Here is a 20785-nt window from a genome sequence, read left to right as displayed (position 1 = left end):
AAAGCTTGCGATCCTCCGCCCGCTCGATCGAGCGGACGGTCGTCCCAAGGATCTTCACTCCCGAGCGCTCCAACGCGGCGGCGAGATTGAGCGGAGTCTGACCACCGAACTGGACGATGGCGCCGGAAGCCTGGGTCGCCTCGTAGACGTTGAGCACATCCTCCAACGTGAGCGGCTCGAAGAAAAGCAGGTCGCTGCAATCGTAGTCGGTGGAAACGGTCTCCGGATTGGAGTTGACCATGATCGCCTCCATCCCCAACTCCCGGAGGGCAATCGCGGCATGGACGCAGCAGTAGTCGAACTCGATTCCTTGGCCGATCCGATTCGGACCCCCACCGAGCACGAGAATGCGCCGCTTCTCTCCTGCCTGCGGTAGCTCGCGGCACCCGGCTTCGTAACTGGAATAGTAGTAGGGTGTATAGGCGGCGAATTCGCCGGCACAGGTATCCACGAGGCGATAGGATGGCCGAAGATTCTGCTCCATCCGCAGGGAGCGAATCTCTTCTTCCGAAAGTCGCCAGAGATGGGCGAGCTGCCGGTCGGAAAAACCTTTCCTTTTGGCCCGAAGGAGGGCTGCAGAATCTCTCGGCGCCTTCGCTAGCATTCTCTCCTCTTCCACCAACCCCCGAATTTGCTCGAGAAACCAGGGGTCGATGCCCGAAAGCTCAGCAATCTCCTCGAGAGCCATTCCAGCCCGGAAGGCATGGCGGATGTAGAAAATGCGCTCTGCTCGCGGGGTAACGAGATAGTGGCGAATCTTCTCCATCAACGGCAGTGGATCGGATTCGGCCCCTCCCGCTCCCAAGCCCCAGGAGCCGATCTCAAGAGAACGTAAGCCCTTTTGGAGAGATTCCTGAAAGGTCCTTCCGATCGCCATCGCTTCGCCGACGCTTTTCATCGAGGAGGTGAGCGTTGGATCGGACGCCGGAAATTTTTCGAAGGTGAAGCGCGGGAGCTTCGTCACCACATAGTCAATCGTCGGCTCGAAGCTCGCCGGGGTCTCCTGCGTGATGTCGTTGCGCAACTCGTCCAAGGTATAGCCGATCGCCAACTTCGCGGCGATCTTCGCAATTGGATAGCCGGTGGCTTTCGAAGCGAGGGCCGAAGAGCGCGATACCCGAGGATTCATTTCGATGACGAGCTGCCGCCCGGTCTTTGGATCGACCGCAAACTGAATATTCGATCCTCCGGTTTCTACGCCGATCTCCCGAATTACGGCAAAGGCAGCATCGCGCATCCTCTGATATTCCCGATCGGAAAGCGTCTGGATGGGAGCGACCGTGATGCTGTCTCCCGTATGCACCCCCATCGGATCGAGATTTTCGATCGAACAGATGACTACACAGTTATCCGCGCGATCCCGCATCACTTCGATTTCGAACTCTTTCCAGCCGAGCAAGCACTCTTCGATGAGAACCTCCCCGATGGGCGAGACCCCCAAACCTCCGCCGACGATTCGGTCGAACTCTTCCCGGTTGTAGGCGATTCCTCCGCCCATGCCTCCGAGGGTAAACGCGGGCCGGATGATCAGCGGAAATCTTCCGATCGCTTCGGCGACGCTCCGTGCTTCCTCGACGTTTTGGGCGGTCCCCGAGTTGGGAACGCTGAGCCCGATTCGCAGCATTGCTTCTTTGAAAAGTTGCCGGTCCTCAGCCTTTTTGATGGCCTCGGGCTGCGCGCCGATCATTCGGACGCCATACCGTTCCAATACCCCTCGGTCGGACGCCTCGGTGGCGACATTCAGGGCGGTCTGTCCGCCCAGAGTAGGCAGAAGCGCATCCGGCCTTTCCCGCTCGAGGATCTTCTCCAAAACCTCCACCGTAATCGGTTCCAAATAGGTTCGATCCGAAAACTCCGGATCGGTCATGATGGTGGCGGGATTGCTATTGAGGAGGATCACTCGATAGCCCTCTTCCTTGAGTGCCTTGCAGGCCTGCACTCCGGAATAGTCGAACTCGCAGGCCTGTCCGATCACGATCGGCCCGCTGCCGATCAAGAGGATCGAATGGAGATCATCCCTCTTGGGCATAGTCAGTGAACAAATCCTCTCCCGCCTTCTCGCAGGACGATGGTCGGCCTCGCCCTCTCTCCGAGGGAGAGGAGCACCGCCCCCCGATCCGCAGACCGTCGGAGAAGGCCGCGCGGGCGGGACCGAGAATTTCCCTCATGACAAAAGCTCGTACCAGTTGTTCCGACGCCTCGGTTCGAATCCCGCCTCGCCGATGAAGGTTTCGATCTCCTTTGCCGTCATGCGGAAGGTCGTCCCCGCCGCCGAAACGACATTCTCTTCCATCATGACACTTCCAAAATCGTTGGCTCCGAAGCGCAGCGCCACCTGCCCGATCTCCGGGCCTTGGGTCACCCACGATGCCTGGATGTTGTCGACGTTGTCCAAAAAGACCCGCGAGAGGGCTTGCATGCGCAAATATTCGGAAGGGCCGAGCTTTCTGCCGCCTAGGGCCGTATTCTCGGGCTGAAAAGTCCAGCAGATGAAAGCGGTAAAGCCGCGCGTCTCGTCCTGAAGGTTGCGGAGACGACGCAAATGTTCGATCCGATCCGCCAGGCTTTCGACGTGCCCAAACATCATGGTTGCGCTCGATCGCAAGCCCAATCGATGCGCCGTCCGCATCACCTCCAACCACTGGTCGGCCGAGCATTTGAGTGCTGCGATTCTCTTGCGGACTTCGTCGACCAAGATTTCGGCTCCTCCTCCGGGCACAGACCCCAAACCGGCGTCTCGAAAGCGACGAAGCACCTCTTCCAGGGGCATTTCGAACGTCCGAGAGAAGTGAATGAACTCCGGCGGGGAAAACCCGTGAATGTTGATTCCCGGATGCTTCTCCTTCAAATAGGAAAGAAGCTCCAAGTAGTAGTCGATTCCCAGGTCCGGATGGTGCCCGCCCTGTAGGAGGATCTGCGTTCCCCCGATCGCTTCCAGCTCGGCGACCTTTCCACTGATCGTCTCGGGGCTGAGGACGTAATGATCCGCGTCCCTCTTTCGCCGGTAGAAGGCGCAGAACTTGCATCCGACGTTGCATACGTTGGTGTAATTAATGTTCCGATCGACAATGTAGGTGACGATCCTTTCGCCCGCACCACCGTAGGCATCCTTCTTCTTCCATCTCCGCCGCGCATCGGCCAACATCCCGAGCTCCGCTAAAGGGAGGGAATAGAGGTCGTATGCCTCTTCCGGAGAGATTCTCTCACCGTCCAGAACCTTTGCCCCGATCTTCCCGATGCCATTCGCGTTAATCAAATCCACGACAGCTCCTTCTCGCCGACCATCTTTTCCTCGAGGATCCGCAGCTCTTCGCGAAAGCGGGCCACCCCGGATTTTTCCCTCTCCCCGACTTCATACCGAATGAAGCGCGTCAAATATTCGTACTGATCCGGATCTTTTGCGATCGAGGCCCGCGCCCCGAGACCGAGATGCTTCACCTCTCGCAAAAAGGCAGCTCGCTCCTTCCCGTTCGATTCTCCTCGACGCATCGCCCAAGCAGCAAAGACGAAAGGGAGCCCCGTCCACTCCCGCCAGCACGCTCCCAAATCCAAAAGCGTCGCTCCCGGATTCTCCTTCCGATAGGCGAGCGCCCGATCCCCGATCAAAAGCTGCGCATCCGCCCGCTCCGAAAAAGGGAGATACTTCGGATGAATGCCGAGAAACTTTTCCAAGAGTACACGGAGCAGCAGGAAGGAGGACCTCGTGTGGGGATCGATAGCAATCGCTCCCATTTCAGAAAGCGGCCCCTCGTGGACAAGAATGACGCTTTTCACAGGGCCGTCGGCCACAATCCCCACACCATCGACCAGAACGAATTCCCCAGAAAGACAGACGCCTAACGGAACCAGTGCTGCGTCAACCTCCGCCGAGCGAAGACGGTCGGGCAACTCCGCCGGCGGGAAAAAGGAAACCCGCTCCTCCAACCCGTGGATGAGCGGCTTGGCGTTGAGATAGGGGGCACAACCGATGCGAAATGGCTTCACGCGCGATTTTTCCGAACTTCTATCCGATCCTCTACCCCACATTCAATCATCCCGATCCGCCGAGAGCCTTTCATTCTGGTTCCGCTCTCCAGTCGACGATCCTTACCCGAACCCGTTTGCCCAGCATATCCCAGTCCAAGTGGCCCGCAACTTGCAATCGCCCCCCGATGCCGCCGCTCCTCGGAAGATCGAAGCCGAAGGCCTCACACCGGACCTCTCCGGACCGGAGAATCATTCGAGTGCGTCTTCCTGCTTGGAACGGCGTTCCCTCGAGGGCGAGGGCCGGAAAGGCGAAGAGCGGTCGTGCGTTCCCCGCTCCAAACGGGGCCAGCCGCTCCAACTCCTCGTAGAGAGGGATGTCCGCTGCGGAGAGGGGGATCTCGCCGGCAATCTTGAGGCGCTTCCGGAAGATCTCCGGGGATCCTTCGCGCTTCGCCCATTGGGACAAACTCTCACGAAACGAGCGTAAATTTTCCTCCCGTAGAGAAAAGCCAGCCGCCAGATCATGCCCCCCGAATTTCTCCAGGTGACCCGCGCTCGCCCGCAGCCCCTCTACGATAGAGATTCCCGGTATCCCACGAGCGCTCCCCTTCCCTTCTCCCGACTCGTTGAAAGCGATCACGGCCACCAGTCGATAGAACCGATTGAGAAGACGCGACGCCACGACTCCGGCTACCCCCGCATGCCAGCCCCTCTTGCCGACCACGATCGCTCCCCCGGTCAAGGCCGATGGCTCTTCATTCAAGGCCCGGAGCGCTTCCTCCAGCATCTCTTGCTCTACAAGCCTCCGCTGGAGGTTCTTCCGATGCAACGAAAGGGCGCCCTTTTCCGCCTCGGCGGAGGAGTCGGTCAGCAAGAGCCGTACCGATTCCATGGCATCATCCAACCGCCCGCTTGCATTGAGGCGGGGGGCCAGACGAAAAGCAACATCGTCCACCGTCGGATTCTCTCCTACGTTCGAAACGTTCGCCAGCGCCCGTAAGCCGGGCAAGCGGCGGCGTCCGAGCTGCTCCAGCCCCCGCGCGACCAGAATTCGGTTGTCGCCGGTCAAAGGCACCACGTCCGCAATGGTTCCCAGCGCAACCAAGTCCAATTCCTCTCGCAACGACAGCCGCTCGCGGTAAGCCGGCTCCAGTTTCAGGAGCCCGTGAAGCAGCTTGAAGACGAGCCCGGCGCTCGCCAAATTACTGCCTCGGCCATCGCGGTGCGGATTGACGATCGCCCAAGCCGGCGGCCAACGACCGGCCGGCCGATGGTGGTCCACGACGAGGGCATCGATGCCTTCCTCCGCCAGCCAAGACAACTCCTCGATCGAGGTAGTGCCGCAATCGACGGCCACCACGAGATCGGGTACTTTCTTCCCGCCGAGACCCTTGCTTTCTCTCTCCTGGCAGACGAGGCGAAAAGCCCTCTCCAACCCCTTCCGGGTAAGCCCATAGCCCTCCGAGGCCCGTTCGGGAATGAATGCAGATGCCGGCGCTCCCAAGAGACGCAAGGCTCGGACAAGAAGAGACGTCGAACTCACACCGTCGACATCGTAATCTCCGTAGACGAGCGTCCACTGCTTTTGGGCGATCGCCTCCCTTAGTCGATCGGCCGCCTTCCGCAAATCACTCAATCGGAAAGGATCTTCCAGATCCGCTAGCCTGGGGTTGAGGAAGCGGAAAGCCCGTTCCGCGTCCCGACATCCACGATCCGCAAGGAGACCGCCGAGCAAGGGGGAGACTCCGAGCTCTCGCCCGAGGGCTTCGGCTTCTTTCCCGGGCGAGCGGATCTCCCAAATCGTCTCGGCTTCTCGTCCCGCCTCCTGGCTGGTTTCAGCTTCGCCCATGAAGCGGCTTCCTCTCCCACTTTCGTTCCCTATCTTCCCGATTCGCATCCTAGGTTCGCCGACCTGCGCGCCAATCAGGCGGCTGCGGGGCCGGGGGCTGGGTTACTCCGCCATGCTTCTCCCGAAGCCCGTGGAGCCAATACATGAGGGCCGGTGTGAGAAAATGGGAGGAAAACATGCCGCCGAGCACGCCGATAAGGATCGCGAGCGCGAATGGGGAGATTACCGGACCTCCCAGCACCAGCATGGAAATCGTGGCCAAGAGAACGGTGCCACCCGTAATCAGCGTACGGGCCAACGTCAAGTTGACTCCGCCGTTGACATGGTCCTGGAAAGTGCCCGCAAGGCGTAGGCGGGCCGCCTCCCGAACCCGATCGGAAATAACGATCTTCTCGTTGATCGAATATCCCAAAATCGTCAGGAAGGCGCCAACCAACGGCATCGTGAACTCTCGACCCAGAATCGCCAGGAAGCCCACGGCAAGGAAGACGTCGTGAAGCTGCCCGAGTGCGGCGGCGGCGGCGAACGACCACTCGTAACGCACCGTCACGTAGAGGAGAATTGCGGCAAGTCCCAGAGAGAGTGCCAGCAAGGCCCGGCTTTTGAGCTCCTCCCCTACTACAGGACCCACGCTATCGAGCTTGGCATTGGCAAACCCGGCAGACGGAATCTTCTGCTGGAGGACCTGCAACGCGCGCTCCCCCTCGCCATAGCGAGTCTGCAGAGAGAGTTGTTGGAATTCCCGCGCATATTGCATCATGCTCGGATGAATTCCCGCCGCTTCGAGCGCGGCCCGAACCTCCTGGACCGGGACAGCCTGCCGGTATCCGACGGTCAAGGAATCTCCCCCCACGAAGTCGACTCCTAAGAGCCGATCACTCCGGAGGAAGAAGGTCGTCATCCCTGCGGCAAGCAGGGCCACCGCCAACCAACAGGCGGAACGGCGCCAAGCCAAGAAGGGGAAGTTCGGGCGGGTCAGAATCCGCATCATCGAAAGGCGTTGCAGCCAACCGACCGCGAGAAGCCATTCGAAAGCATTCCGTGTAACGACGAGAGCGGCGAAGAGGTTGGCTACGATGCCTAATACCAGGGTGACGGCGAACCCCTGCAATGGTCCGCTCCCGAGCCACATCAGAATTACAGCGACAAGGATTACGGTAACATTGGAATCGAAGATGGCGCTGAACGCTCGTTCGAAACCGGCCGTTACCGCTTGACGGATCGGCTTTCCCGCGTCGATCTCATCCCGCATGCGCTCATAGACGAGGACATTAGCGTCCACGGCCATGCCAATCGTCAGAATGACGCCGGCGAGACCGGGCAACGTTAAGGTGAAATGGAATTGCGCCAGGAATCCGAAGAGGAGAAAGAGGTTCACCGCTAGAGCGAGCACCGCGACGACGCCGGCCGCGCGGTAATAGACCACCATGAACAGCACGACGAGCGCCAAAGCCACCCAGCCCGCCCTCATGCCGCTCAAGATCGAGTCGCGTCCCAAGGACGGATCGATCCCTCGTTCCTCCAACAACTTGACGGGCATTTCCAGTGGGTTTTCCAGGACGCTTGCCAGATCTTCCGCCTCCTTGGGAGTCATGTTGCCTCCCGAAATGACAGCGCTTCGGAAGATCGCGGATTGAATCACGGGGGCGCTTTTCACCTCTCCATCCAACACGATAGCGAGCTGCTTCCCGATGTTGCTGCTGGTAATCGCCCCGAATCGCCGGGATCCCTCGTCGGTGAATTCGATCACCACCGTAGGCCGGCCGACCTCATCGAAGCCCCGGAAGGCCCGACGAACAAACTTCCCCCCCATCTCCGCCCGACGTTTCACCAAGATCTGACGCAATCCCCCGCCGGAGCGTCCTTCCTCCGGAGCGAAAGAAAGCACCTCATAATCCGGGGGAATCCGCCCTTGGCCCGCTTGAATCTCCGCGAGCAGTTGGGCGTTCTGCGGATGAACAAGCTTGAATTCGAGCTTGGCCACCTTCGAAAGCTGTTGGCGCGCGGCATTTTTTTCCGCCTCGGCGAGCCCCGGAATTTGCACGCTGATCCGGTTGCGACCCACCGGCTGGATAATCGGCTCGGACAAGCCGAACTTGTCGATCCGCTTCCGGATCACCGCCGTCGCCTGCTGCAAGGCTCCGGGAGAGGGCTGCCCCTCCAGCTCCAAGAGAAAAGCCGTCCCCCCTTTGAGATCGAGACCGAGCCGAATCGACTTATCCAAGGGAAAGAGGGAGAGCCCGGCGTTCGCCAAGAGCATGACGATGGAGAGCAAGCCCACCCACCGACGCACCCGTTCCTCCGCCGAGGTGAAATACCAGATGAGGGCGATGAGGAAAAACAGCGCGGTGACGAAGGACCAAAGCAGCATATTCTTTTCTTTCCGCCTGACTGACCGAGGCCTATTTCGCTTCGGCTTCCGCCTTCGTAACCGACGTCAGACTCGTCTTGAGCACTTCGATCTTCACATTCTCCGCCACCCGGATCACCACCGTCTTGTCCTTGACATTGGTCACCGTTCCTAAGATTCCGCCGTTCGTAATGACGTGATCCCCCGTCTTCACACCCGCGATCAGCCGCTCCTGCTCCTTCCGAGCCTTCTGCTGGGGCCGAATCAAGAGAAAGTAAAAGACCCCGAAGATCAATGCCATCGTGATCAGCGACGAAAAGGCCGGCATGCCCTCCGGCGGTGCACCGCCCTGAGCGCCCCCGGCCCCCGGTTGCGCCGCAGCCGCCGCGATCCAGAAAAGTTCCACGCCCATGATCATGATCCTTCCTTATATTCTTTCCGACGTCTTCTCTGCTCTGCCAGGAACGGATCCCAGCGCCCGGTCTCGAGTGCTCTCCGTATCCCTCTCATCAGGCAGAGATAGAAATACAGGTTATGCAGCGTGAGCAGCATAACGCCAAGAATTTCCTCCGATTTCAGCAGATGGCGCAAATAGGCTCTATGGAAATGGCGGCAAGTATAGCAGCCGCATTCGGCGGAGAGAGGCTCTGTATCCAAGCGAAACGATGCGTTCCGAAGGGAAAGCCGACCCCGTTCCGTATAGGCGACTCCGTGTCGCGCCAACCTCGTGGGAAGAACACAGTCGAAGAGGTCGACCCCCAGATTCACCATCTCGACGATTTGCCAGGGCTCGCCCACCCCCATGACGTAGCGAGGACGCCCAGGGTCGAGGTGAACCACCGTCTCCGCGACCGCGCGCAAGCCCTCCTCGACAGGCTCTCCGACGCTGACTCCCCCGATCGCGAACCCATCGAAGCCAATCGCTCCCAACTCTTCCGCACAGAGTCCCCGAAGCTTGGCGCTCCCTCCCCCCTGGACGATGGCAAAAAGTCCTGCTTCCGGCGTCGGAAGCCCGGAACAAGACTCCCGAAGGCGCCGCCAAGTCTCTTTCCCTCTGGCGGCCCAAAGAACCGTCCTTCGAACCGCTTGGTCGAGCTCGCTTGAGGACGCAGGCCAGGGAGGGCATTCGTCCAGACTCATCGCCAGATCGCTGCCCGCGATCGACTGGAACTCGACGGCAAGCTCCGGAGAAAGGAAGAGAAGCTTCCCGTCCAAATGGGAGCGAAAAGCCACTCCTCGGTCGTCGATGCTCCGGAGCGAGGAAAGGCTGAAGACTTGATAGCCTCCGCTGTCTGTGAGGATGGCGCCCGGCCACCCGAGGAATCGGTGCAGTCCACCCAAGGAGCGCAACAGATCGATTCCGGGCCGGAGCAGAAGATGATAGGTGTTGCAGAGGATCATGGAAGCCCCCAGGTCGAGAAGATCACGCGGAAAGACCCCTTTTACCGTTCCGCGCGTGCCCACGGGCAGGAACGCCGGCGTTTGGACCAGACCGTGACCCGTGCTCAACTCCCCGATCCGGGCCCGACTCTCCGTCGCCGAAGCAAGCAGCCGAAACTTCATCTCGATCTTGGGTAAAGCCGCCCCGCTCGCCCTTACTGCGTCAGCCTGGAATGAGAACGAAGGCTCGCCTCGGGGGACGATGGAACCGGAAGATGCCCAAGGCACCTCTTCCCGGCGGAGGGCGGTTCTGTCGGGATTCGGATGGCCTCGTCCGGCGGAGAGGGGAGAGAAGACGAGGCTGCTGCAGCCAGGCCGATCCTGCCTACCGTGGGAGAAAGCTTGTGAGGCATGCCGATTTGTCGTTGAGTGAGTCTACTCTTTTCCATAGAAGAGGAATCTCGCAAACTTTTTCGGATCGCGGCCAAGAGCCGGGATTCCAAGAGAAAACGAGGTCGTCCATCGCTCTATGCCCCAATTACGCCGAGAACCGCTTTTCCCGAAACGGTGGGTTGTTTTTGCGCCGGAGCGGAAGCAGCGGCCGATGGACTATCCGCCTCCGCCCGAGCCGCCGAATCCGGTTTGCCCGTTCATGGCGGGCAACGAAAGCCTCACTCCCCATGAAGTCTTTGCCATTCGTCCGAAAGGGGGCCCTCCGGACTCTCCGGGTTGGACGGTTCGGGTGGTTCCCAACCGTTTCCCGGCGCTTCGGATCGAAGGAGAGCTTCTTCCGGAAGGAGTAGGCATCTATGACCAGATCAATGGGATCGGCGCTCACGAAGTGATCATAGAGACGCCGGACCCCGAGCAAGAGCTCGAAGACCAACCCTTGGGAGGCATTACCGACGTGCTCCGGGCCTATCGGGCGCGGATCATCGATCTTGTGCAAGATATCCGATTTCGGTACATCTTCGTATTCAAGAACGTCGGCATGCTCGCGGGAGCCTCGCTCCGCCACCCCCATTCGCAGCTCATCGCTCTCCCGATCGTCCCCCGTGCGGTCGAGGAACAACAAGAAACCGCTCGTTTCCATTTCGAAATCAAGGAGCGAAGCCTCTACGCCGACGTCTTACAGGCCGAGCTCAAGTCGGGCGACCGGCTGGTCTACGAGAACTCGGCATTCGTCTCGTTCTGTCCTTGGGCGAGCCGCTTCCCTTTCGAGACTTGGATCATGCCCAAGTTCTCCGCGCCACATTTCCATACTCTGGACGATTATCAGCTTGGCCTGCTCGCGGAGGCGCTGCGCCACGTTCTTCGCCGGATTCGAAAAGGGCTGCAAAAGCCGGCTTACAACATGATTCTTCAGACCGCCCCCTTTCATCAGACCCGAGTCCGGGAATGGATCCCTCCCGAAATGGAATTTCGCTGGCATATCGAAATCCTTCCCCGCCTGGCGCAGAGCGCCGGATTCGAGTATGGTACGGGGTTCTACATCAACACCACCTTTCCGGAAGAAGCCGCGAGCTTCCTGCGCCGGGTTCGCACGGAAACCTAACATGAAGCGTCCTCCGCTTTCAAAAAACAGAAACGGAGCTTCCCGGATCTTTTCCCGAACGGAGCTTCAAGGATTATCACGGTGAACATCGTCCTCCTCTGGCACATGCACCAGCCCGATTACGTCGATCGCCGGAGCGGAAAGGCGCGCATGCCGTGGGTTCGGCTCCATGCGGTGCATAGTTATCTCGATATGATCGAGATGGTCGAACGCTTCCCCGGGCTAAAGGTTGCCTTCAACTTCACGCCCGTTTTGCTCGAGCAGCTCGTCGAGCTGGGTAGAGGCAGCGTCATCGACGATTGCGAGGCTTGGAGCAGGATCCGGGCGGAGGACCTCACCCAAGGCGAAAAGGAAAAACTCCTGGAGCATTTCTTTCGTGCCAATTTCGACACCCTGATCCGCCCCCTGCCTCGCTATTGGGAGCTACTCAATCGACGGGGCCGAATCGTCAACTTTCAGAATCTCTCAGAGCTGACCAACCTCTTTTCCGCCCAGGACTATCGCGATCTCCAGACGCTTTACAATTTGGCCTGGTGTGGTTTCGCCTGCTTTCGAGCCTATCCCTTTCTACGGGAGTTGCGGGCACAGGGACGAGACTTCACCGAGGAACAAAAACATCAGTTGCTCGACCTCCACCGGGAAATCGTCCGCACCGTTCTTCCCCGGTACCGAGCCGCCGTCGAACGAGGCCAAGTCGAAATCACGACATCCCCGTACTCTCATCCGATCCTGCCGCTGCTCTTGGATACGAACCTCGCCCGCCGCTCAATGCCGCACGTCAACCTGCCACCCCAATTTTCCGCTCCTGAAGATGTTCGAAGCCAGCTCGCGCTTGCGCAGGAAAAGATGAAAGAGATTTTCGGTACCCGTGCCCGGGGAATCTGGCCCTCGGAAGGATCCGTGGCCCCGGAATTGATCCCTTTCTTTCGCGAGGCGGGCTTCGATTACTTCTTCACAGACGAAGCGATTCTCTTCCGCAGTTTGGACCTCGATCCCCGTTGGCGCGGAAAGAGCGTCGATCATATGGCCCTTTTCCAAGGATGGTCCGTGAATTGGGGAGGGTCCTCGATTGCCGCCCTCTTCCGGGAAAGACCTCTTTCGGATTTCATCGGGTTCCAAGCCTCGCAGAATCCGCCCGACCAAGCCGCGAACTTCCTCCTCCACCATTTCGAGAATATCTGCCGCGCGGCGGCATCCCAAGAGACGGTCGTCTTGATCGCTCTGGACGGTGAAAATGCGTGGGAGGCATTCCCTGACGGCGGAGAACAGTTTCTCACCAACCTTTATCATGGGATCACCAGCCATAGCCGGCTTTGCACCGTGCGCCCATCGGACCATTTCGACCGCTATCCGCCGAAAACGGAGCTCGGAGCATTGCATACGGGCTCCTGGATCAATGCGGACTTCGACATCTGGATCGGCGACGCGGAAGAAAATCGTGCTTGGGAATGGTTGGGCCGAACTCGCCAGTTTCTCCGCCGCATCGCAGAAGACCGAACATTCCCTTCGGAGAAGCTCGCGGCGGCCATGCGCTCTCTCTTCGCAGCCGAAGGGAGCGACTGGTTCTGGTGGTACGGCCCCGACTTTTCGACGGACTCCGACCTCCTTTTCGACGAGATCTTCCGCACGCATCTGCGCAACGTCTACCTTGCGCTGGGCTTCTCTCCCCCTCCCTATCTCGACTTTCCGATCTGCGCTCCGACGCCTCCTACGCCATATGCGACTCCACGGCTCTATATCCACCCGCAGCTTACCGGCCGATTGGACAATTTCTTCGATTGGGTAGGGGCCGGCACTGTCGATGCGCTGGTGCAACAGACCGCCATGTTCCAATCGCACCGGCTGGGCCAGAAACTCTATTTCGGTTTTGACGAGGAGCACTTCTATCTGCGGCTCGATCTTGCCGCGGCGCCGGAAGAGATCGAGGTGGAATTCCTAGCCCCGCAGTTCCGTCGCGTGACCGCGTCCGTTCTCCCTTCCGGATCCTGGAGAGTCCGCACCGAAAGCTCCGATGATGCCGTACTCTTCGAAAACGCCGACGAACGAGGTGTCGCCGCCTGGGAAGACTTTTTCGTCCTTATGGTCCCCATCGCCGCGCTCGGGTGGAAAGAGAGAGATGCGGTCAGCTTTTTTGTGCGGCTGCTGCGCGACAGGCTTGTGCTGGAAAGATACCCGGAACGGGGAACGATCGATTTCTTTTTTCCGTCCAAGGATTTCGAAGCTCGCCAATGGTTCGTTTAAGCTCGCTTCGGCTGGTCTGGGTCGTCCACTTTCATCAGCCGTCGGGGAACTTCCCGGAAATCTACCGTCGCTTCCGCGAGCGGGTCTGCCGCCCCTTTTTAGACTCTCTCGAGCGCCATCCACGAATCCGGATGGGACTCCACTTTTCGGGCGGATTCCTCCGTTGCCTTGAGCGAGAGGAGCCGGAGCTCGTCGAGAAACTCGCCGGAATCGTTTCCCGCGAGCAAGTCGAGCTGTTGGGCGGCGGCTTCTATGAGCCCATCCTGAGCTTGATTCCCAGGCAAGACGCCCTGGCGCAGCTTCGAAAGACCGCCGAATGGATCCAAAAACATTTCGGAGTGGTTCCCCGGGGCGCATGGCTTCCGGAATCCGTGTGGGAACCCTATTTTCCGGAACTCCTCGTCGAGGGAGGATACGAGTACGCTTTGTTGGAGGACCGCTTGCTCGAACGGGCCGGTCTGGAGCCGGGGGAACTTTGCCATCCTTTTTTGACGAGTCACCTCTCCTCCACAATTTCCCTCTTGCCGATCGCATCCCGCCCCTCGGCGGAAATCCCTTTTCGGCCTCTTCGGGAGATCCACGCTTCGCTGGTTCAACTCTGTCACCGTCCCGATCCGCAAATGTTGATCCTGGCTCAGAACGCCGAGGCCTACGGATTTTGGCCCTCGACCTTTCACCGCTTTTACGAAGAGGCCGTTCTCGAGGAATGGCTGACCTACCTAGAAAACCAATCGGAGCGGCTGGTCTTGGAACGGCCCTCCGAAGCCACCGCTGGACGCTGGCCGTCCGTCTTCGTGGCTTCCGGAGCTCGGACCGACTTGGAAGGTTTTGCACTCCCCGCCGCCGCAAGCCGCTCCTACTTCTCTGTGCGGGAAGATCTTTCGCACCGCTTCGACGCGGATCGTTTCTTCCGTTTTCTTCACGGCGGGGCATGGCAGGAATTTTTCGCGAAATATTCCGAGGCAAATTGGCTCCACAAGAAGATGCTCGCCGCCAGTTTCCGAATGGCGGATCTGCCCAATGCGGCCAACCTTCCGTGCCGTGAATCTCTCCTCGCCGCGCAGGACCATACGTCCTATTGGCACGCGATGAGCGGAGGGCTTTTCGCCAACTATTTGCGTGACGCGGTCTTCCGCTTGCTCCTGCAAGTCGAGGAGGAGGTCGATCGGAGCTCTCCTTCGCCTCCTGCCGCCACAGAAACGGCGGATCTCGATGCGGATCGAGAACCGGAAGTGATCCTCCGAACGCAACTCTGCCGAGCCGTAGCGGATCCGGATTACGGGGGCTCCCTCGTCGAATTGGCCTTCCTTCCCTCGCATTACAACGTCGCGAACACCTTACGCCGGCATCCCAAAGTATTCCCGGAGCTCCCGCCTATAGAGCCGATCGAGGATTGGCATCGTCGCCACCTTTTCCAAGAGCACTTCGTCCCATTCGAAACCTCCCTCTCCCAATTCGAAAAGGAGTCTTACATCGAGCGCGGCGACTTCGTGAACCTGCCTTACCGCATCGTCTCACTCGGCGCGGACGGTGCCGTGCGGCGGCTGCTCCTGGAACGGGAAGGAGGAATCTATCTCGATCAGGAAAGGAGGCCGCTCCGTTGCCAGAAGCTCTTCGAGTTGGAGGAGCCGGGTATCCTCCGAGTGCGATACTCGATCATCAACGAGAGCGAGCTGCCGCTCGAACTCCTCTTCGTCTGCGAGGCGAACTACAGCTTCCTTTCTCCGGAGGGGCCGCAACGTTTCCTCTCTTTCGGGGAGGAGAGGCTCGCCTGCGGCATTCTTTTCGAGAAGGTCGACGTCCAGTCTTGGCAACTCGTCGACGAGACCCGCTCCTTGCGTTGGACCTGGACGCTCCCCGACGGGCCATGCACTCTCTGGCACTACCCTGTCTACACCATCGGATATGCCAACGGACAATTTGAGCAAAACTATCAAGGCTCGTCGCTCGGGATCGTCCGTCCGCTCCATCTCCCTGCGCTCGGAATACAAGCGTTTACAATTTTCACTCGCTTCGACCATCTCCAAGGTTGATCTCGAAAAGGGTTCTCACTACTCTGCTGCGCAAGGGATGAAAAAGATCTTTCTGATTTCATTAAGCTTCAGTTTCATTGTCTTGGGGTGCGCTTCTCCTTCCAAGAAGCTAAAAAGTGGGGAATCCTCGGCCCCAAGCTCGGGATCTATGCCCCAACCCGCCAACCAGCCCGAATCGGCTACCTCCAATCCGTCCGGCGGAACAACCCCCTCTTCGACTGGCTCATCCGGAACTCCTTCCAGCCAAACCCCCGCCACCGGACAATACAAGCCGTGGGGGCAGGAAGGCCAGGCACCCGGTGGACCCTCTACCGCAGCTACCAGATATCCGAAAGGTCTCCCCGTGGAGGGGAAACCGGGTTATGTGAAGAGCCCCTACGCTCCTGAGGCTGGATTGGTCGACGTCCGAGGCTTTCCTCCGGGAACAGAGGTGCGATGCCCCTATACCGGGAAGATCTTCGTAGTCCCGTAAGCCTCCGAGGAGCTTTCCTCTCCGAGCGGGGAATCGGAAGAACGGTCTTCTGCTCCTCGTCGGATCGTGGACCCTTGAGCAGAAGAAACTACGGCACAAACGGCCGCGGACCCTTGCCCGTCGTTACCAGTAAATCGAGCGAGGGAAGAAAGTCGTGTTGCTCCCTCTCTCTTCCCGTCCGAGAGCGAATCCTTCTGCCGCATTCCGCCTTTGCGTGCAAAAGAACGCCCTCCCCCTCCGTTGCTTCTCTGATTCGGTGAAAAACTTGGAAAGCACGAAAAGATTCCGTACCGGATTTCTCGGCGGAACCCCTTTCGCGCTCCCTCGGTGAGTGAACTCCGGCCGGGATAGGTCTGTCGTCAGGAAACAACCCGACCCCTACGAGCCAGCTCCTCCTGGTTCTTATCGGGAAAGCGGCGCCGCCTAACGCCGGGCCAACGCCTTCTCGCCGATGGGCGCATTATTCTGGGAAAGCTGCCCCATCTGCTTGAGCCAAGCCTCGTAGTCGCTCTGCGTATCTACGACGAGAAATCCCTTCATCGCAAAATGCCCGACGCCGCAGAGCTGGCCGCATGCAATTTCAAAACGTCCCGTGTGCGTCGGGGTGAACCACATCGGAATCGTCAGGCCGGGGATGGCGTCGCGCTGAATGCGCATCTGGATGACATAATAGTTATGAACAACATCCCTGGAGCCCAGGTAAATCAGGACGGGCTTGCCCACGGGGACGTGCATCTCGTTCATGGTGATGATATCATCCTTCGACGCCGGGTCGGACTTGTCGATGCCAATGGGGTTCATCGCATCGGCCAAGCGCATATCGCGACGTCCGAGTCTCCCATCTGGCCCCGGGTAGTGAAAGATCCAACCAAACTGCTGGGCAACCGCTTCGAGAGTGACCGCCTCCCCGGGGCCCGGCGGATTCAAAACCCGATTCCCCCAGAGCGGAACGGAGAATCCGAAGAGGAGCACCATTTCCACAAAAATGATCGTCCATTCCAGGTGCTTGGGCCAATCCGCCTTCAATCCTTCGTAGCTGGCATTCGGGTTTTTGTTCGCTCGAAAGCGGGCCAGGGCATAGACGAAAAAGCCGAACCAGATGGCAAAGAGAATCACCGAGAACCAGAGGATGGTCTCCATGAACTCGTCGATCTGCTTCCCATGCTCGGACATGCAGCGAGAAATGCCAGTAAGCTCAAGAAGAAGTGCGAACACGATTGAATCCTCCCGATTGATTTCGCGACCGATTGGCCCGAATGAAAAAGCGAATGAAAGCGCCGAAGACGATCCCGAGCAGGACCAGCATGAGAATCACGGCCGGCAAGATACCTCGCGTCGCTTGGGTCTTGGGCACGCCGCATACGGCGCAAGCCCAGCTATCCGCGGGGATTGCACCAACCAGTGCCGCAAGCAGGATCCCGATTTTTGCTAAACGTTCCCTCACCATTTCCTCTTTCCCATCCGGGAAAAGCAGTCGGCCTCCTACCTCCGTCGCGCTCCCCTTCCGAGATCAACCTCTTCCAAGTAGGCTTCTTCCAAAAACTCGGCATACGCTGGCGGCGGCTTTCGAGCCCGTCGGTAGAGCGTCCATATGAAACAGGCGACACTGCCAAGCGGGATCAGTACGATCGAGACCAAGGCCCATGCAGCGGCATCTCCCGCCTCATGGCCGAGAGCCGGTGCGTTCAGCACCCCCGAGGAGAGACGGTCCCCGATCGCAATAAACCCGATGACTCCGAGAAAAAGCAGCCCTCCGCCCAAGGAGAGAAGCGTATTCATCCTGGTCTTCATTCGATGAGCCCCATGCGTCGCGTCTTTCGCAAAAACCAGATACCGTAGGCGACCACGATCAGCGCCACCGCTAAGGAACCTGCTCCGAACCAAAGAAGCGATCCCCCCTCGTTATGGAAATATCCCATCAGGGCCCATCCTCCCAATCCGAGGAAAAGGCAGGTAACGATCGTCACGAAGAGGATGTGAAATTGCCGAAGCGACATAGGCGCTCTACCTCACGAAGTTCAACTGGTCCGCGTAGCAGCAGAGGAATATCACAAGTAACGCCACGACCGATGCGATCGCAAGGCCCATGAGTTGATGGACCGTCTTTTTCTCCGTGAAGAAGTGCATCAGGATCCCGAGGGCCAAGATCGCCTGAGCCCCGGCTACGAGCAGGACGATCCCGATGTTGCCTCCGCCTAGCGGCAGATAGGAGGCGGCTACGTTAATGATCGCGAGCAGCAGCAGGAGCCCGAACACCTTGATGTACGCTGGGATTTGTTTCCGGGGATCGTGGATTTCTTCGCTCATTTTCTTGTCTCCCGTCGGGAAGGTCGGCTTACAGCAAATAGAGGGTGGGGAAGAGAAAGATCCAGACAAGGTCGACGAAATGCCAAAATAGGCCCGCAACCTCGACCCGGTTGGCCAAGTGTTCCGGATTTGTTCGATACAACTTTGCTCCCGGCCCCCAAAAGAAGCCGAGTACCAAGAGACCTCCAATAATGTGAAGGCCGTGGAGGCCGGTCATCGTGAAGTAGGTAGCCAGATAGGTGCTGTAGCGAGGCGTAAAATTGGACCACCACTGGATTTCGCTTTTGGGAATCTCGAGCACTTTTTCCTCGCCTCCCGCGGGACGTCCGAAGATCGATTGCAGCTGATATCCGAAGCTTCTCGACTCCTCCGCATCGGGCAAAATGCGGAGGATTGGACTCTTCATCGCCTCAGCCGGGGTCATTTCCAGATGCCCGGTGATCTCCTGGCCGTTGTTGAGGATCACTCCGTAATGATGGAACTTATCCTTGTACTCCACCGTCTTCACGCTCAGGAAGACAACTCCGCAAATCAACGTCGCGCCGAGCCATCGCCGATAGCTTTGAAACTGGCGCATCTTCAGCGCCGTCCACGCCATCACCATCGTAATGCTCGACGTGATCAGGACGAAGGTGTTGAAAAGCCCCATCGGTACGTTCAGGAGATGATGCGGCCAGTGGGCCGCTCCCATCCGCAGGAAGATGTAGGCGGAAAAGAGCCCTCCGAAGAGCATCACCTCCGAGGCTAAGAAGAGCCAGATGCCGATCTTTGCGTTATACGCTCCCGTATCCGGCCGCGCCGTCACGGTATAGGGAATTTCCATTTCCATCTCGTGGTTCCTTTGCTTGCTAAACTAAGGAGAGTTTCGGATCCGCCACTTTGCGTTCTTCCGGCTCCCACTGCGGCAGGTAATCTCGAGGCGCGCCAGGAACGCTGTATTCGTATGGCCCACGGTAGACCGTCATCGGGTGGGTGAAATTCCCATGTCCCGGCGGGGTCGGGGCCGCCCACTCGAGCGTATTCCCCTGCCACGGATTATCGGAAGTCACCTTCTTTCCGCGCCAGATGCTCCAGAAGAAATTGATGATGAAGGGAATTTGCCCCAGCGCAAGGATCCATGCAGAAAACGACATCACCTGATTGAGCCAGAGCACGTTTTGCGCCATCTGCCAGTTAGCACCCCCATCGTACCATCGGCGATGAACCCCCGCGAATCCCTGGATGAGCATCGGGAAGAAGACGCCGTTAAAGAAGATGATGGTGAACCAGAAGTGCACCTTTCCCCAAAATTCGTTCATCATCCTTCCCGTGGCCTTGGGGAACCAGTAATAGAGACCGGCGAAGAGGCCCATGATCGACGCGGGCGCCATCATGTAATGGAAGTGGCCGATCACATAGTAGGTGTCATGGAGCACCAGGTCCGATGCCGTCCACCCGAGCGGCAACCCCGTCAATCCCCCGATGCCGAACATCGGCAACCAAGCAAGGGCGAAAAGCATGGCCGTGGGAAGACGAATCGATCCGCCCCAGAGCGAAAGGAGCAACACCGTTCCCAAGAGAACGGAGGGGATCGAGATCACCGTCGTAAAGATCTGGAAGAAGGTGGTGATGCTCTGGCCCATCCCCGTCATGTACATGTGATGCGCCCAGACGATCATCGAGAGAAAGCCGATCGCCAGCATCGAGTAGACGAAAACCTTGTAGCTCCACAACGGCTTCCGGGTGTTGTTGGCGATCACTTCTCCCACGATTCCCATCGTAGGAAGAATCTGCACGTAGACCTCGGGATGACCGAGAAACCAGAACAGATGCTGCCAGAGCAATGCCGAGCCGCCGCCGCTCACCGGCCAGTGGCGGCCTCCAATAATCAAACCGTCGGGCGAGAAGAAGCTCGTTCCAAAAAGCCGATCCATGAGCTGCATGATCGCTGCCGACTCGAGCGGCGGAAAAGCGAGGAGTAAAAGAAAAGCGGTGACCAGCTCCGACCAGACGAAAACGGGCAGGCGCATCCAGTGCAAGCCGGGCGCCCGAAGCTGGATGATCGTGGCGATGATATTGATCGATCCGAGCAGAGAACCGGTGATGTTGAAGGCCATGCCGATGAGCCAGAGGGTTTGCCCGTTGAGGATCGGCTCGAAACCCATTCCCGTGTCCGCGATATCGGCTAACGGGACATACGAGGTCCAACCCGATTTCGCCGCTCCCCCGGGGACCAGAAAGCTCGCGAGCATGATCACGACCCCAACCAGGAAGGTCCAGTAGCTCGCCATGTTCAAGCGGGGGAAGGCCATGTCCGGTGCACCGAGCTGCAGGGGGACAATGAAGTTCCCGAAGCCGGCGAAGAGCGCGGGGACCATCGCCATGAAGATCATCATCGTTCCATGAATGGCACCGAACGAGTTGTAGAGATTCGGGGTCATTACGCCGCCGGGGGCCATGTTCGAGCCGAAGACAGCGCTCAAGAGCGGACCGATCACCGGTACCGGCTTCCCCGGGAAGGAGAGCTGCCATCGCATCACGACCATGAGGCCAAAACCAAAGAGCGCAACCAGCAGCGAGGTGATCATGTACTGAATCCCGATCACCTTGTGATCTGTCGAAAACACCCAACGCCTCCACCACGGAAGCTCGA

At 58.9% G+C, this 20785-nt stretch carries 17 protein-coding genes; 3 read left to right on the top strand and 14 right to left on the bottom strand.

What is annotated here, in order from left to right; genetic code table 11:
• The 7 genes from carB to tgt all read right to left on the bottom strand — a co-directional run.
• A partial coding sequence (gene carB, locus FN369_RS04505) for a carbamoyl-phosphate synthase large subunit (protein WP_142525008.1) occupies positions 1 to 2029 on the bottom strand: 2029 nt, incomplete at its 3' end.
• Between the two features lie 135 nt (positions 2030 to 2164).
• Positions 2165 to 3262: a cyclic dehypoxanthinyl futalosine synthase gene (mqnC, locus tag FN369_RS04500; protein ID WP_142525007.1), complete on the bottom strand. Its 1098-nt coding sequence runs from the start codon at positions 3260 to 3262 to the stop codon at positions 2165 to 2167.
• Complete coding sequence (locus FN369_RS04495; RefSeq protein WP_178087675.1) at positions 3253 to 3984, bottom strand: menaquinone biosynthesis protein; 732 nt, start codon at positions 3982 to 3984, stop codon at positions 3253 to 3255. Before FN369_RS04495 ends, mqnC begins: the two co-directional genes overlap by 10 nt.
• 70 nt (positions 3985 to 4054) lie before the next feature.
• Positions 4055 to 5815, bottom strand: a complete 1761-nt coding sequence (gene recJ, locus FN369_RS04490) for a single-stranded-DNA-specific exonuclease RecJ (RefSeq protein ID WP_178087674.1) — start codon at positions 5813 to 5815, stop codon at positions 4055 to 4057.
• Positions 5816 to 5864: 49 nt separating this feature from the next.
• Positions 5865 to 8186, bottom strand: a complete 2322-nt coding sequence (gene secD, locus FN369_RS04485; RefSeq protein WP_246189548.1) for a protein translocase subunit SecD — start codon at positions 8184 to 8186, stop codon at positions 5865 to 5867.
• Between the two features lie 31 nt (positions 8187 to 8217).
• Positions 8218 to 8577 (bottom strand): preprotein translocase subunit YajC, encoded by a 360-nt coding sequence (gene yajC, locus FN369_RS04480; RefSeq protein WP_246189547.1) that lies wholly within the window; start codon positions 8575 to 8577, stop codon positions 8218 to 8220.
• Between the two features lie 2 nt (positions 8578 to 8579).
• On the bottom strand, positions 8580 to 9728 hold the full coding sequence (gene tgt / locus FN369_RS04475; RefSeq protein WP_142525003.1) for a tRNA guanosine(34) transglycosylase Tgt: 1149 nt from the start codon (positions 9726 to 9728) through the stop codon (positions 8580 to 8582).
• 346 nt (positions 9729 to 10074) lie between these two features.
• Between tgt and FN369_RS04470 the strand changes: the two genes are divergently transcribed.
• From FN369_RS04470 to FN369_RS04460, 3 genes are all read left to right on the top strand, one after another.
• Positions 10075 to 11100 carry a galactose-1-phosphate uridylyltransferase gene (locus FN369_RS04470; protein ID WP_142525002.1) on the top strand — a complete coding sequence of 342 codons (1026 nt, stop codon included), beginning with the start codon at positions 10075 to 10077 and terminating at the stop codon, positions 11098 to 11100.
• An 81-nt stretch (positions 11101 to 11181) separates the two neighbouring features.
• A complete protein-coding gene (locus FN369_RS04465; RefSeq protein ID WP_142525001.1) occupies positions 11182 to 13341 on the top strand; it encodes a glycoside hydrolase family 57 protein in 2160 nt (719 codons plus the stop codon).
• On the top strand, positions 13329 to 15374 hold the full coding sequence (locus tag FN369_RS04460; protein WP_142525000.1) for an alpha-amylase/4-alpha-glucanotransferase domain-containing protein: 2046 nt from the start codon (positions 13329 to 13331) through the stop codon (positions 15372 to 15374). The genes FN369_RS04465 and FN369_RS04460 overlap by 13 nt, the downstream gene beginning before the upstream one ends.
• Before the next feature lie 895 nt (positions 15375 to 16269).
• Here the strand turns inward: FN369_RS04460 and FN369_RS04450 are convergent.
• The 7 genes from FN369_RS04450 to FN369_RS04420 all read right to left on the bottom strand — a co-directional run.
• Positions 16270 to 17019, bottom strand: a complete 750-nt coding sequence (locus tag FN369_RS04450; RefSeq protein ID WP_246189546.1) for a cytochrome c oxidase subunit II — start codon at positions 17017 to 17019, stop codon at positions 16270 to 16272.
• Between the two features lie 22 nt (positions 17020 to 17041).
• Positions 17042 to 17293, bottom strand: a complete 252-nt coding sequence (locus FN369_RS04445) for a hypothetical protein (protein ID WP_142524997.1) — start codon at positions 17291 to 17293, stop codon at positions 17042 to 17044.
• 35 nt (positions 17294 to 17328) lie between these two features.
• A complete protein-coding gene (locus FN369_RS04440) occupies positions 17329 to 17637 on the bottom strand; it encodes a hypothetical protein (RefSeq protein ID WP_142524996.1) in 309 nt (102 codons plus the stop codon).
• A complete protein-coding gene (locus FN369_RS04435; RefSeq protein ID WP_142524995.1) occupies positions 17634 to 17843 on the bottom strand; it encodes a hypothetical protein in 210 nt (69 codons plus the stop codon). Before FN369_RS04435 ends, FN369_RS04440 begins: the two co-directional genes overlap by 4 nt.
• A 7-nt stretch (positions 17844 to 17850) precedes the next feature.
• The gene (locus FN369_RS04430) at positions 17851 to 18153 is read right to left on the bottom strand and encodes a cytochrome C oxidase subunit IV family protein (protein WP_142524994.1); all 303 of its coding nucleotides are present in this window, start codon (positions 18151 to 18153) and stop codon (positions 17851 to 17853) included.
• A 28-nt stretch (positions 18154 to 18181) separates the two neighbouring features.
• The gene (locus FN369_RS04425; protein WP_246189545.1) at positions 18182 to 18982 is read right to left on the bottom strand and encodes a cytochrome c oxidase subunit 3; all 801 of its coding nucleotides are present in this window, start codon (positions 18980 to 18982) and stop codon (positions 18182 to 18184) included.
• A gap of 19 nt (positions 18983 to 19001) precedes the next feature.
• Positions 19002 to 20785 (bottom strand): cytochrome c oxidase subunit I (locus FN369_RS04420; protein WP_142524993.1); only part of this gene is annotated, 1784 nt, incomplete at its 5' end.

Origin of the sequence: Methylacidimicrobium cyclopophantes (genome assembly GCF_902143385.2) — a bacterium.
GTDB lineage: Bacteria > Verrucomicrobiota > Verrucomicrobiia > Methylacidiphilales > Methylacidiphilaceae > Methylacidimicrobium > Methylacidimicrobium cyclopophantes.
The sequence above is the reverse complement of the archived record's forward strand: the minus strand, read 5'-3'. Positions and strand labels throughout refer to the sequence as shown.

Excerpts from the sequence above, each read along its gene's own strand:
- FN369_RS04425 (WP_246189545.1), bottom strand. The coding sequence starts at position 18,982 with ATGGAAATGGAAATTCCCTATACCGTGACGGCGCGGCCGGATACGGGA.
- FN369_RS04430 (WP_142524994.1), bottom strand. The coding sequence starts at position 18,153 with ATGAGCGAAGAAATCCACGATCCCCGGAAACAAATCCCAGCGTACATC.
- FN369_RS04445 (WP_142524997.1), bottom strand. The coding sequence starts at position 17,293 with ATGGTGAGGGAACGTTTAGCAAAAATCGGGATCCTGCTTGCGGCACTG.
- secD (WP_246189548.1), bottom strand. The coding sequence starts at position 8,186 with ATGCTGCTTTGGTCCTTCGTCACCGCGCTGTTTTTCCTCATCGCCCTC.
- FN369_RS04450 (WP_246189546.1), bottom strand. The coding sequence starts at position 17,019 with ATGTCCGAGCATGGGAAGCAGATCGACGAGTTCATGGAGACCATCCTC.
- FN369_RS04470 (WP_142525002.1), top strand. The coding sequence starts at position 10,075 with ATGCCCCAATTACGCCGAGAACCGCTTTTCCCGAAACGGTGGGTTGTT.
- recJ (WP_178087674.1), bottom strand. The coding sequence starts at position 5,815 with ATGGGCGAAGCTGAAACCAGCCAGGAGGCGGGACGAGAAGCCGAGACG.
- FN369_RS04440 (WP_142524996.1), bottom strand. The coding sequence starts at position 17,637 with ATGAAGACCAGGATGAATACGCTTCTCTCCTTGGGCGGAGGGCTGCTT.
- FN369_RS04435 (WP_142524995.1), bottom strand. The coding sequence starts at position 17,843 with ATGTCGCTTCGGCAATTTCACATCCTCTTCGTGACGATCGTTACCTGC.
- FN369_RS04460 (WP_142525000.1), top strand. The coding sequence starts at position 13,329 with ATGGTTCGTTTAAGCTCGCTTCGGCTGGTCTGGGTCGTCCACTTTCAT.
- tgt (WP_142525003.1), bottom strand. The coding sequence starts at position 9,728 with ATGAAGTTTCGGCTGCTTGCTTCGGCGACGGAGAGTCGGGCCCGGATC.
- yajC (WP_246189547.1), bottom strand. The coding sequence starts at position 8,577 with ATGGGCGTGGAACTTTTCTGGATCGCGGCGGCTGCGGCGCAACCGGGG.